The organism is Mycobacterium sp. SP-6446, from assembly GCF_001954045.1.
Lineage (GTDB): Bacteria > Actinomycetota > Actinomycetes > Mycobacteriales > Mycobacteriaceae > Mycobacterium.
The window spans coordinates 1-11897 of the sequence record NZ_MBEM01000078.1; the positions used below are offsets into that span (position 1 = coordinate 1).

Sequence of the window (11897 nt, forward strand, 5' to 3'; positions counted from 1 at the left end):
GGCGGGGTTGTCCAGGCCGCCAGGGGAGATCTCAACGGATGGCTTGTCTGAAGCACTGCGCAGGGGTGTGTAGGGGTTTTTCGGAATTTCTCGTGAAGACGCAAATATAGAAATCTCCGACTTACCCCTACACACCCCACACATGCTGTCGTCTGGCTGATCATCGAGGCCGTCAGTACGATTCGATCTCGTCGTTCCGTGTGCGGAAGCGAAGTCCCAACCACGCCGTGAACGTTGAAGGGCTGACCCCGGCGGCCCCCCGGTGTCCTCCGCTTAGGCGTGAGAGTCCCGGCCGCAACGTACGGATTCCCCGCTTCTTCTCCACACCGCGGCATACCGCTTCGCGGTGTTGGGCGAACCTGGCGCTGAAGATCTGGTCGGACCAGATCACGTGTCCGTTGTCACTCAGCCACTGTGTGAAGTCCGCGTACAGCTCGGTGGCCATCACGTGCGACTGCTGGTCGAAGACCAGCCGGTCGGCCATGTATCGCATGAGCAGGTCCGAGGTTCCGCGCCACGCCTCCGTGGCCTCCCTTACAGAGGCGGGCGCCTCAGGCATCAGCCGGTCGTTGCGGTACCACCTCACCGCGCCTGCGACCAGCCAGGCCAGCACGGCCTCGTGCTGGCCATCCTCCCCGTGCCGGACACGCTCTCGCAGGTTTGGATCTCCCACCCGGTCGAGGGCCGTGTGCGCCGCCTCGTGGGCGCGGCGGTACCGGTACGGGAAGTCCAGCAGCGCCAGCCGTCGCCAGGTCCCATCGTCGGATTCATCGACACGGGGTAGGTAATTCGTGGTGACGAAGATGGTGTGGGTGGGCTTCCAGGTGACCGAGTCCTTTGCGATGTGGCGCGCCGTCATCTCCCCGGTGCCGTGCAAGTCCTTGAGCCGCTTGACGTTGAGGTGGCCGAGCTCGGGGAACTCCTCCATGAACGCAAGGCGGGCGCCGCGCAGCACCATCAGTTCGGTCGGATGGTCACCGCTGCGCGCAAGGAGGGCTCGGTCGGGCAGGGTCACGGCGTAGTCGGGCCCCAATGCCTCGCGCACGCCGTCGATGATCGTGGTCTTGCCGTTGGACCCCGAGCCCTTGAGGATCACCAGCTGGTCGTCGGGCACCGGGTGGCCGGTCACACCCTGGCCCATTCGAATCTGTAGCCATGATTTGGCGTCGGCGGGCAACGCCTCCAACGCCTGATCCCAGTCGGAATGGGTGGCATCCGGCAAGTAGTCGACCATGGTCACCTTGGTGAACATGAGGCCCGGATCGTGGGGGCTCAGGGTGCCGTCGCGAAGGTCGACGACGCCGTTGCGCACGTTGAGGAGATCCGGATGGCCGTCGAACCCGCCCTGGGCCGTTCTGCACAGCTTGGCGATGTACGTGATCGCCCGGATCCTGCCCGCGCTCAGCATTCTCGAGATCTGCTGCAGGCGGGCAGGTTCAGCCCCGGCCAGCGCTTCCGAGCGGTGGAACTCGATGAGTGCCTGGCGGACCACCTCGGAGACGGTGGTTTCCGCGACCGGCTCCCACCTGCCGCCGTCGTAGTTCAGCCAACCGAAGCCCTGGGCGTGGAGGAACCCCTGTAGATGCTCCCTGGCAACGCGCTCACCGATATGGGCGTCTTCGAGCCGCTGCGGCCCCCCCTTGTGGGAAGTGGCGCCTTCCTCGTCCGGCTCCTCAGCCGGGGTGTCGCCCTGGCTCGTCGCGTGGACCTTCATGGCCTCGACGCCGTTGGTCACTTTGCCCTGACCTCGCCCCTGCTCCGGGCGAAGATCGCTTCTACCGCCGCCACGAGTTCGTTGGTTCCGGCCTGCTGGTCGCCACCGGGCGGCCGTGGTCCAGACCCGTCAGCCGTCGCTTCGACGACAGCGGCCAAACCACGCTCTTCGGGCAACCCGGCGTACACGCGATCGGGGCCCCGTTCTCGTTCGGTCATGATGCGGCCTAGCCGTCCTCGCGGCCGGGGTAGCCCCAGCAGCGATAGGCCCGCCCCGCGTCGACGAGCCCGACGGCGGCCGGGTCGATGCAGCGTCGACCGCGGTCGGTGTGCGGTTCGGCGCGGTGCTTGTCGAACGCGGCGACGACCGTGAAGGTTTCGTGGCAGGCGTCGCAGTGCGCGGTCCTCAACCCGCCCCAGCGCGCCTGACACCTGGCACAAGAGGCCATTCCGGCCTGAGTGTCAGAAATCTGAGCGAGGTTTCCGGCGGGGGCGGTGTCATCACCGCCGGGGCGGGTCGTACGTTCGGCTACCGCCTGACCCCTGAGGGTGTTCTGGGTCATCGTGGTCACGACGCCGCCTCCAGGACGGGTCTCCGGACGGGCCCGAGTAATTCGCGCAGTCTGAGCCTTTGTTCGTCACTCAGCTCGGGGGCGTCGGCCAGGATTTCTTCCACATACCTGTCGATAGCCTGGCTGACCTCAGACATCCGCACCCCCGCTAGGGCCGCGCTTGGCGTTCAGCAGCGAGATGAGGTGCTCGATCTCGTCGTCCGTCATCGACGGGATGGCGGACAGAGCCAAGCGCATATGCTCTTCGAGCTTGAGCGCGCGAAGGTTCCTACGCGCTTCGATGAGGTCGGGATCTTCGGGGGAGCGCTCGCCGTTTTTTACGCAGCGAGCCAGTGCGGCCACGCGGGCGCGTTCGGACTCCCACGACCGGGACGAACAGGACGGTTGGGGCATGCTGGGACCTTCGGCAGTAGTGAATACTGCCCCGTCCACAGCCCGACCCGGCGACCTCAGGGGATACATCAATGCTCACGGCTTGCCCCGTCTTCAGTACCGAGTCGCGCACTTCGGGGACCGCGCCAACATGGTAGAAGGAGCAACACCATTACGCAGCTACGGGAGTGGAACTGCGATCTAGATCACACTGAGCGCATCCGTCGGAACGGCCGTTTGTCGAATTCGATGGTGTCCATTCCATGTCACCCGCACCGTTTCCGGTTCGAAGCCGGGCCCGTGCTTCTCACGGGGCATTAGGGCCACCTCCATGCCGAGCGTCTCCAACACGGCCCGCCGGGCGGATACCGGCATCGACTCCCAGTTCTCGGCGGCCTTCGGTCCGGCGAGCTTTCGCAAAACTTCGATGTCCAACGACTGGACCGCGGCGTCACGCTCTCGCCGGGTGGCCTCCAGTTCAGGTACCAGCCGGGCGGTGATGCGCTCGAGCTGGCGAATGGTGATCTTCCCGTCGGCCTGGGAGTCGGCGGCCTCGTCGAGGCGCTGCTGCAGTGCATCACACCGGTCTGATAGTCGGCGCGCGCGCTCATCATCCCCCAGCAGCCAGTCCAGCGCATCGGGTTTCGCCAGCCTCCCGATGACGACCCTCGCCACCAGATCGTCCACCGCAGCCAGGACGCGACCAGTACACCCGCTCGGCCCGGCACATATGTAGATCAGGGTCTGATCGCGACGGCCGTTACGCCGGGCAACCCGCAGCATTCCCGCGCAAACCCCGCACTTGCCGATGCCGTGCGTCAGCAAATGCTTACGCGCACCGGGGCGCGGCCCGCTGTGGCTGCGCCGCTCCGGTGCCGACAGCAGAGCCACAACCCGATCGTGCTTCGCCCGCTCGACTATCGGCTCCCAGTCCCCCGCCATCTCGGTACCGCCGTCGTCACGTTTGCGGTAGCGGCGGATGGCGGCATTGGCGTCTCGAACCACCAGGGTCCGCACGGTGGACTTGGCCCACCTCTGGGTCGGCGGCTTGCGACCTTTGGCCTTCCGCTTTTCGCGCACGTCCGCAGGGATCTTCATCCATTGGGCATAGCCGGGCGCCGGTTCATCGCGGGCATTCATGTCGCGATACAACTCGTTGAGGGACTCCCCCGCCAGCACTCGGTCCACCAGCTCTCGGACAACCGCCGCTTCGTGCTGGTTGACTACCTGCCGGGCGTGGATGCCGCGGCCTTCACGGTCCCACCCGTATGGGACGTATCCCCAAGACTTCCCGCGCCGGGCCAGGTCGGCAATGGCCGCCGAGACCCGTTCGGCCTTCACCTCGCTCTCCATGGTGTCGAAGGCGGTCATCATGTCGGCCAAACCTCGTCCATAGGCAGATCGCAGTTCCAGCGATGGCCCCTTGACCGCGATGACGTCGACGTTGTGCTTACCGAAGGTGTTGATCACCTCGGCGCGGTCTTTGCGAGACCGCATCAGTCGCGAGGATTGCCAGGCGATGACGTGATCGACCCGCTCGGAGCGGACCAGCTCCCATACCTGCTCATATCCGGGTCTGCGTAATCCCTTGCTGGCGGTGACGTCGTTCTCCACGATCTCGGCCGCGACCTCATAACCGCGTGCTTGCGCCAAAGCGCGCATGTCGTGGAGTTGACGGTTGACGCCGATCTCCTCGCCGGTCTTGTCCACGCTGATCCGCGCGTACAGCACAGCGTGTTCTGCCACCCCAACCCCTTTGGCGCCAAGTAATACCCTTTAAGAGGATACCAGGTGCCTCGGCTGCGCCGATCTGCATCGCAGCGACCGCGACGCCGCCTGGCCGGCGATCGCGGCTCAGCTGCGGGAGACCGTTGGCGTGGCGGATCGGGCCACGCTGCTGGCGACCGCGGCGCTGGCGCTGAGCCAGGTGAACCGGGTGATCGCGGCCGTGCGCGGGCAGGCGGCGCGGGACCCCGAGCCGCCCCAGGCGCTCAACGCCACGCTCGAGTTCGATCTGCATGCCGGCGCGATCGTCGCGCGCCAATGGACCCGGCATCCGTTGTGCTCGTGCTGACCGCTCCCCAACCGCTGCGCCGGTGTTACCCAGATCAACACCGCGGGGCCCGAATCGTCATGGATGATGGGTGTGTGTCAGATATCAAACGCGGCCGTGCTGCGCGCAACGCAAAGCTGGCCACCATTCCGGTCGGGTTCGCCGGCCGGGCGGCGCTCGGGTTCGGTAAACGCCTGACCGGCAAGTCGAAGGACGAGGTCCAGGCCGAGCTGCTGGAGAAGGCCGCCCACCAATTGTTCACCGTCCTGGGCGAGCTCAAGGGTGGAGCGATGAAGGTGGGCCAGGCGCTCTCGGTGCTGGAGGCCGCGATTCCGGAGGAGTACGGCGAGCCGTACCGCGAGGCCTTGACGAAACTGCAAAAGGACGCGCCGCCGCTGCCCGCCGCCAAAGTGCACCGCGTGCTCGACGCGCAGCTCGGCACCAAGTGGCGCGACCGGTTCAGTTCGTTCGACGACACGCCGGTGGCCTCTGCCAGCATTGGCCAGGTACACAAGGCGGTCTGGTCCGACGGCCGCGACGTGGCCGTCAAGATCCAGTACCCCGGCGCCGACGAGGCGCTGCGGGCCGACCTCAAGACGATGCAGCGGATGGTCGGGGTGGTCAAGCAGCTCGCGCCGGGAGCCGACGTGCAGGGCGTGGTCGACGAGCTGATCGAGCGCACCGAGATGGAACTCGACTACCGGCTGGAAGCCGACAACCAACGCGCGTTCGCCAAGGCATACGAAGGCCACCCGCACTTCGCGATTCCGCACGTTGTGGCCAGCGCCCCCAAGGTGGTGGTTCAGGAGTGGATGCAGGGCGTGCCGATGGCGGAGATCATCCGCCACGGCACCCCCGAGCAGCGCGACCTGATCGGCACCCGGCTGCTCGAGCTCACCTTCGACGCGCCGCGCCGGCTGCAGATGTTGCACGGCGACGCGCACCCCGGCAACTTCATGCTGTTGCCCGACGATCGGATGGGCGTGATCGACTTCGGCGCCGTCGCACCGTTGCCGGGCGGGTTGCCGATCGAGCTCGGGATGTCCATCCGGTTGGCCCGTGACAAGAACTACGACTTGCTGTTGCCGACGATGGAGAAGGCCGGCTTCATCCAGAAGGGCCAACAGGTGTCGGTGCGCGACATCGACGACATGCTGCGCCAGTACGTCGAGCCCATCGAGGTCGAGGTGTTCCACTACACCCGGAAGTGGCTGCAGCGCATGAGCGCCATCGAGATCGACAAATCGGTGTCGCAGATCAGGACGGCCCGGCAGATGGACCTACCGCCCAAGCTGGTGATCCCGATGCGGGTGATCATGTCGGTGGCCGCGATCCTCTGCCAGCTGGATGCCCACGTGCCGATCAAGGCGCTGTCGGAGGAACTGGTCCCGGGTTTCGCGGAGCCGGACGCGGCCGTCGTCTAAGCGGCAACGTCTTTGCGCGGGCGTCCGCGCGGGCGTTTGTAGCTCACGATCGAGCCCCGCTCGAAGATCTCGCCGCCCCAGACGCCCCAGGGCTCGGCCCGGTCCAGCGCCGCGGTCAGGCACTGGCGCCGGATCGGGCAGCTCGCGCACAGCGCCTTGGCGCGCTCGAGGTCGGCCGGGGTCTCTGCGAACCACAGGTCGGGATCCCCGGCGTGACATGGCAACGCCGGCCGCGGCGGTCTGGGGACTGTCAATGCCGACATGTCCTGCTCACCTGCTTCCTGGTCTGGTGGATGTCTGGGATTGATCCGGACCAGGTAGGGAGGATGTCGACCCTACAAGTGTGGCCACGGATCCTGGTGACTTCGGGTCCGTGGCCATTCGGCGAAAATCGGGCGGGTTACGTAGCGCTTACGTATGACCCCGATCCACGGACACATCAGTCGCGGCGGCGGCGGCGCGATGCTTGACCGCGGCCGCCGGGGTAGCGGTGTGAGCGGCATGGGAGGTCCCCGCGGTCAGCACCGCGCCGGCCACGGCTACACCGAACGTGTTGTGGATCATCGTGGCCACCTCCTCCCGCCTGGACGCTTGCCAGCCTTCAGCCAGCAGCAGTGTTTCGAGGGTAGATGGTAGCCGACGACCGTGACAACCGATTTTCTGACCTGCGTGTTTAGCCGCGGGCGCGGACCAACCCCAGCACGTCCGGCCCGTACTGCTCGAGCTTGCGCGCGCCGATGCCCGGGATCGCGACCAGGGCCGCCTCATCGGCGGGCAGCGCCTCGGCGATCGCGATCAGCGTGTTGTCGCTGAAGACGATGTACGGGGGAACCTTCTGTTCCCGCGCGAGGTCCAGCCGCCAGGCCTTGAGTTGCAGCAGCAGTTCCTCGTCGATGTCGGCCGCGCACGTCTCGCAGCGACGCAACATGACGGCCGCCGGGGTGGTCAGGTCGTTGTTGCAGATCCGGCAGCGGGTGGCGACGCCCTTGTTGCGCCGGGATCTGCTCGGCGCGGGATCGGGCCGCGCCTGCGGCGCGATCCCGTTGAGGAACCGCGACGGCTTGCGGCTCTGGCGTCCGCCCGGGTTCCGCGCCAGCGCCCAGCTGAGCGCCAAATGCATTCGGGCCCTGGTGATTCCGACGTAGAGGAGGCGACGCTCCTCCTCTACGGGTTCGCTCTCGGCGCCGTGCGCCAGCGCGTGCGAGATGGGCAGCGTGCCGTCGGCCAGCCCGACGAGGAAGACCGCATCCCATTCAAGGCCCTTGGCAGCGTGCAGCGAGGCCAGCGTCACGCCCTGCACCACCGGTGGGTGCCGGGCGTCGGCCCGCATCCGCAGCTCGGCCAGCAGACCGGAAAGTTCCAGCCGCGGATTGTGCGCCACTTCGTCGTCCACCAGCTGGGCCAGCGCGGTCAGGGCCTCCCAGCGATCCCTGGCGCGCGTTCCGACCGGGGCCTGCGCCGTCAGGCCCAGCGGCTCCAGGATGGCGCGAACCACGTCGGGCAGCGGTCCGTCTTCGCTATGTTCAGAGCCGCGGTCGGCCGCCCGCTGCAGGGCCAGCAGCGCCTGCTTGATCTCCTGGCGGTTGAAAAATCCCTCGCCGCCGCGAACCTGGTAGGCGATGCCGGCTTCGGTCAACGCCTCCTCGTACACCTCGGACTGCGCGTTGACCCGGTAGAGGACCGCGATTTCGGCTGGCGCGGTGCCGGATTCGATCAGCTTGGTGATCGATGCCGCCACCGCGGTGGCCTCGGCCGTTTCGTCGGGATGCTCGTGGAATGACGGGGCCGGGCCAGGCGCCCGCTGGCCGGACAATTGGAGCTTGCTGCCGGCGACGCGGCCGCGAGCCGCGGCGATCACCTGGTTGGCCAGCGAGACCACCTGCGGGGTGGACCGGTAGTCGCGCTCCAGCCGCACGACCGTGGCGTCGGGAAACCGGCGCGAGAAGTCGAGCAGGAAGCGCGGCGAAGCGCCGGTGAACGAGTAGATGGTCTGGTTGGCGTCGCCGACCACGGTCAGGTCGTCGCGGTCGCCCAGCCACGCCGAGAGCACCCGCTGTTGCAGTGGGGTGACGTCCTGGTACTCGTCGACCACGAAGCAGCGGTAACGATCGCGGAACTCGTCGGCCACCGCGGAGTCGTTTTCGATCGCGGCGGCGGTATGCAGCAGCAGATCGTCGAAGTCGAGCAGAGTCACCGCTTCGTCGCGGGCCTTGAGCGCCTCGTACGCGGAATAGACGGCCGCGACCTGCGCGGCGTCCAGCGGGATGTCCCGGCCCGCGGCGGCCACCGCGGCGGCGTAGTCCTCGGGGCCGATCAGCGATGCCTTGGCCCACTCGATCTCGCCAGCGAGGTCGCGCACGTCGTCGGTGCTGACGTTGAGCCTGCAGCGGCTGGCCGCCCGGGCCACGACGGCGAATTTGCTGTCCAGCAGCTGCCAGCCGGTGCCGCCGACCACCCGGGGCCAGAAATACCGCAGCTGGCGATGCGCGGCGGCGTGAAAGGTCAGCGCCCGCACCGCGCCGACACCGCAGCCGCTCTGGGTGGCGGCGTCGAGCGTGCGCAACCGCGACCGCATCTCCCCCGCCGCCCGCTGGGTGAAGGTGACCGCCAGCACCTGCCCGGCGGCGACGTGGCCGCTCGCGACGAGCTGGGCGATCCGGTGCGTGATGGTGCGGGTCTTGCCCGTTCCGGCGCCCGCGAGCACGCAGACCGGTCCGCGCGGGGCCAGCACGGCTTCGCGCTGCTCGTCGTCGAGTCCGGCGGTCAACGGGTCGGTCATGGTCGGAATGGGGACCATTGGCATGGCGTCCATCTTGACAGCGATGGCCGACAAACCAGGTGCATCGCCACGCGTGAATTGGGTCGCTTCGGAATTCATCCGCGCCGCGCTACGTTAACGGGCTATGACCAACGCGGCGATTACCGTCTACACCACGTCATGGTGCGGTTTCTGTCACCGGCTGATGACGGTGCTCAAGTCCAATGGGATCCCCTACGACGCGATCGACATCGAAGAGAACCCGGCGGCGGCGGAATTCGTCAGCTCGGTCAACGGCGGCAACCGCACGGTGCCGACGGTGAAGTTCGCCGACGGGTCCACGCTGACAAACCCGAGCGCCGCCGAGGTGAAAGCGAAGCTGGCCGAAGTAGGCTGACGGCTCAACCCGCCTAGCCAGTAATCTCCGCCCAGGATTCGATGATCACCCGGGCGATCGAAATCGACCCGGGCAGAAGCAGTTTCGATTTCCCAGACGCCGCGCTGCTCCAGTCGCCGGCCGCAAGCGCGGCACGCACCTCGTCGCGGCTGAACCACGCCGCCTCGGCGATCTCGCCGTCGTTGAACGAGAAAACCTCGTCGGGGTCGCCCACCGCATGGAATCCGACCATGAGCGAACGGGGAAACGGCCACGGTTGGCTGCCCAGGTAGCGCACATCGCGCACGTGCAGGCCGATTTCCTCGCGGATCTCCCGGGCGACGCAGGTTTCGAAGGACTCGCCCGCCTCGACGAATCCGGCCAGCAGCGAGAACATCCGCTCGGGCCAGACCGCCTGGCGGGCGAGCACGGCGCGGTCACCGCCGTCGTGGACCAGACAGATCACCGCCGGGTCGATGCGCGGGAACTCCTCGTGACCGGTCACCGGGTTGATGCGCGACCAGCCCCCGCGTGACGGCCTGGTCGGCGAGCCGTCCACCGCGCTAAATCGGGCGCTGTCATGCCAATTCAGCAGCGCGATGGCCGACGACACCAGTTGGCTGCTGGTGTCGTCGAAGATCGGCCCGAGACTGCGCAGGTTCACCACTTCGGCTTGCACGTCGGGGTCTTCGGGCGCCTGCAGCGCGCCCCGGACCGCCCAGACGTGCCGGCCGCCCTCGATGCGGCCCAGGAATACCGCGTCGACCGGGGGCTTGTCGGCCAGCTCGGCCGCGGCGCCCAGCACGACCCGGCCGTTGGCGACGAGCACCTGGTTGCGCGAATCCACCCGCAGCAGCGCCGCGTCCGCCCAACCCGCGGTGGCCGCATCGACATCGGTGCGCAACTGATCGGCGCGGTCCGCGCCGACGCGTGAGAGCACCGGAACGTCCCGCAGCTGGAACTCCACCTAGTCTCCTGCCGACCCTGCTGGCGGCGAGCCGCCGCTAACGTCCCACGTCGCGGATGTAGAGCAACCGGTCGGTGGCCTCGATGGCGTCCGCCTCGGGTGCGCCGACCCGCAGCAGGTGGCCGTCGCGCACCACGCCGAGCACGATGTCGCGCAGGTGCCGCGGGGATCCGCCGACTTCGGTCTGCTCCACCTCGCGCTCGGCGATGACCATCCCGGCGTCCGGGGTCAGCAGATCCTCGATCATCTCCACGACGCTCGGCGTGGTGGTGGCGATCCCGAGCAGCCGGCCGGCGGTCTCGGAGGAGACGACCACCGAGTCCGCGCCCGATTGCTGCAGCAGGTGTGAATTCTCGGCCTCCCGAATGGAAGCCACGATCTTGGCCTTGGGCGCGATCTCCCGCGCCGTCAAGGTCACCAGCACGGCGGTGTCGTCGCGGCCGGTGGCAACGATGATCGACGACGCGTGTTGGGCCCCGGCCAGCCGCAGCACATCGGATTTGGTGGCGTCGCCGTGTACGGTGACCAGCCCGGCGGTCGCGGCGTGTTCGAGGGCGCTGCGATCGGGGTCGACGACGACGACCTCACCCTGGGCCTCCTCGTCGCTAATCATCGCGGCGACAGCCGTTTTGCCCTTTGTGCCATAGCCGATCACGATGGTGTGGTTGCGCACTTTGTTCCTCCAACGCTGAATCTTCCACGCCTGCCGGGACCGCTCGGAGAGCACCTCGAGGGTCGTGCCGACCAGCACGGCCAAGAACGCGATCCGCAGCGGCGTGAAGATCACGGTGTGGACCAGACGCGCGGTCTCGGTGTAGGGGGTGATGTCGCCGTACCCGGTCGTCGACAGCGACACCGCCGCGAAGTAGACGCAGTCGGCGAATGTCGGCGGCTCGCCGCGCACGTCGCGGTAGCCGGTGCGATCGAGGTAGACAATGACGGCCGCGCCGAACAACACCACCAGCGCGATGGCGACGCGTCGCGCGATGACCCGCACGGGACTGCCGTGCTCTTCGGGGATGCGCAACACGCCGACCAGCAGATGACCGGGCTGGGCGGTCAGCGTCTCGTCGAGCCCCCTCAGCCGCTGCGACCTACCCTTTTGCACGGCGGTCCGTCACTGGATTGACCCCACGCTAAACCCACCCGCAGGCCTGATACACGCCTCAAATGTAACCACGTCAGCCGGTCAGTAGCAGCCCGGCCAGCTCGGTGGGCTCGGGCAGTTCATCGGGAACGACGGTGACGCCGGTGCGCACGTAGTAGAAGGCGGTGCGCACCGACGATTCCGGGCATCCCGACAACGCCGCCCACGCCAGACGGTAGACCGCGAGCTGGACGGCGGCCTGCCGCAGGGCTTCCGGCCCGCGCGGGGGCTGGCCGGTCTTCCAGTCCACCACCGTGACACCGCCGTCGGGGTCGGCGAACACGGCGTCGATGCGGCCGCGCACCACGGTCTCGCCGACCGGCATCTCGAACGGCACCTCGACGGCAACCGGTGTGCGCGCGGCCCACCGCGAGCTGGTGAACGCCTCCTGCAACGCCGCCAGCTCCTGGGTGTCCCCGACGTCCGAGTCGGCCGCACCGGGCAGGTCGGCGAGGTCGAACAGCCGCTCGGCGCCGTAGAACTGCTGCACCCAAGCGTGAAAGGCGTTGCCCAGC

General features: G+C 67.8%; 13 protein-coding genes and 1 pseudogene. 3 read left to right on the top strand and 11 right to left on the bottom strand.

Annotated elements, in window-relative coordinates; translation table 11 throughout:
* Positions 1–172 precede the first annotated feature (172 nt).
* The 5 genes from A5736_RS06195 to A5736_RS06210 all read right to left on the bottom strand — a co-directional run bounded on the left by A5736_RS06195 (position 173) and on the right by A5736_RS06210 (position 4403).
* On the bottom strand, positions 173–1735 hold the full coding sequence (locus A5736_RS06195; protein WP_076245126.1) for a phage/plasmid primase, P4 family: 1563 nt from the start codon (positions 1733–1735) through the stop codon (positions 173–175).
* The gene (locus A5736_RS25875; protein ID WP_139333162.1) at positions 1732–1932 is read right to left on the bottom strand and encodes a hypothetical protein; all 201 of its coding nucleotides are present in this window, start codon (positions 1930–1932) and stop codon (positions 1732–1734) included. Before A5736_RS25875 ends, A5736_RS06195 begins: the two co-directional genes overlap by 4 nt.
* Before the next feature lie 8 nt (positions 1933–1940).
* Positions 1941–2285 carry a hypothetical protein gene (locus A5736_RS26540; protein ID WP_217695735.1) on the bottom strand — a complete coding sequence of 115 codons (345 nt, stop codon included), beginning with the start codon at positions 2283–2285 and terminating at the stop codon, positions 1941–1943.
* A gap of 129 nt (positions 2286–2414) precedes the next feature.
* Positions 2415–2678: a hypothetical protein gene (locus A5736_RS06205; RefSeq protein ID WP_076245133.1), complete on the bottom strand. Its 264-nt coding sequence runs from the start codon at positions 2676–2678 to the stop codon at positions 2415–2417.
* A 180-nt stretch (positions 2679–2858) separates the two neighbouring features.
* Entirely contained in the window at positions 2859–4403 is a 1545-nt protein-coding gene (locus tag A5736_RS06210) for a recombinase family protein (RefSeq protein WP_076245127.1), read from the bottom strand.
* A 40-nt stretch (positions 4404–4443) separates the two neighbouring features.
* Between A5736_RS06210 and A5736_RS06215 the strand changes: the two are divergent.
* Together A5736_RS06215 and A5736_RS06220 are read left to right on the top strand one after the other, a co-directional pair.
* Positions 4444–4731, top strand: a pseudogene (locus A5736_RS06215) (cyclodehydratase); the annotation flags it as partial.
* 59 nt (positions 4732–4790) lie between these two features.
* The gene (locus tag A5736_RS06220) at positions 4791–6134 is read left to right on the top strand and encodes an AarF/ABC1/UbiB kinase family protein (protein ID WP_076124222.1); all 1344 of its coding nucleotides are present in this window, start codon (positions 4791–4793) and stop codon (positions 6132–6134) included.
* Here A5736_RS06220 and A5736_RS06225 read toward each other — a convergent pair.
* The 3 genes from A5736_RS06225 to A5736_RS06235 all read right to left on the bottom strand — a co-directional run bounded on the left by A5736_RS06225 (position 6131) and on the right by A5736_RS06235 (position 8913).
* Positions 6131–6397: a WhiB family transcriptional regulator gene (locus A5736_RS06225; RefSeq protein ID WP_076124192.1), complete on the bottom strand. Its 267-nt coding sequence runs from the start codon at positions 6395–6397 to the stop codon at positions 6131–6133. The two genes, A5736_RS06220 and A5736_RS06225, sit on opposite strands and share 4 nt — an antisense overlap.
* A 148-nt stretch (positions 6398–6545) precedes the next feature.
* On the bottom strand, positions 6546–6698 hold the full coding sequence (locus tag A5736_RS27185; RefSeq protein ID WP_369805065.1) for a hypothetical protein: 153 nt from the start codon (positions 6696–6698) through the stop codon (positions 6546–6548).
* A 109-nt stretch (positions 6699–6807) separates the two neighbouring features.
* Positions 6808–8913 carry an ATP-dependent DNA helicase UvrD2 gene (locus A5736_RS06235; protein WP_371328363.1) on the bottom strand — a complete coding sequence of 702 codons (2106 nt, stop codon included), beginning with the start codon at positions 8911–8913 and terminating at the stop codon, positions 6808–6810.
* Between the two features lie 124 nt (positions 8914–9037).
* Between A5736_RS06235 and mrx1 the strand changes: the two genes are divergently transcribed.
* A complete protein-coding gene (gene mrx1, locus A5736_RS06240; RefSeq protein WP_076124194.1) occupies positions 9038–9289 on the top strand; it encodes a mycoredoxin Mrx1 in 252 nt (83 codons plus the stop codon).
* A gap of 13 nt (positions 9290–9302) precedes the next feature.
* Here the strand turns inward: mrx1 and nudC are convergent, their stop codons facing one another.
* From nudC to A5736_RS06255, 3 genes are all read right to left on the bottom strand, one after another.
* Positions 9303–10235 (bottom strand): NAD(+) diphosphatase, encoded by a 933-nt coding sequence (gene nudC, locus A5736_RS06245; protein WP_076245129.1) that lies wholly within the window; start codon positions 10233–10235, stop codon positions 9303–9305.
* A gap of 37 nt (positions 10236–10272) precedes the next feature.
* Complete coding sequence (locus tag A5736_RS06250; RefSeq protein WP_076124198.1) at positions 10273–11343, bottom strand: TrkA family potassium uptake protein; 1071 nt, start codon at positions 11341–11343, stop codon at positions 10273–10275.
* Between the two features lie 73 nt (positions 11344–11416).
* Positions 11417–11897, bottom strand: a 481-nt coding sequence (locus A5736_RS06255) for a PD-(D/E)XK nuclease family protein (RefSeq protein WP_175611209.1), incomplete at its 5' end; no start/stop codon positions are given.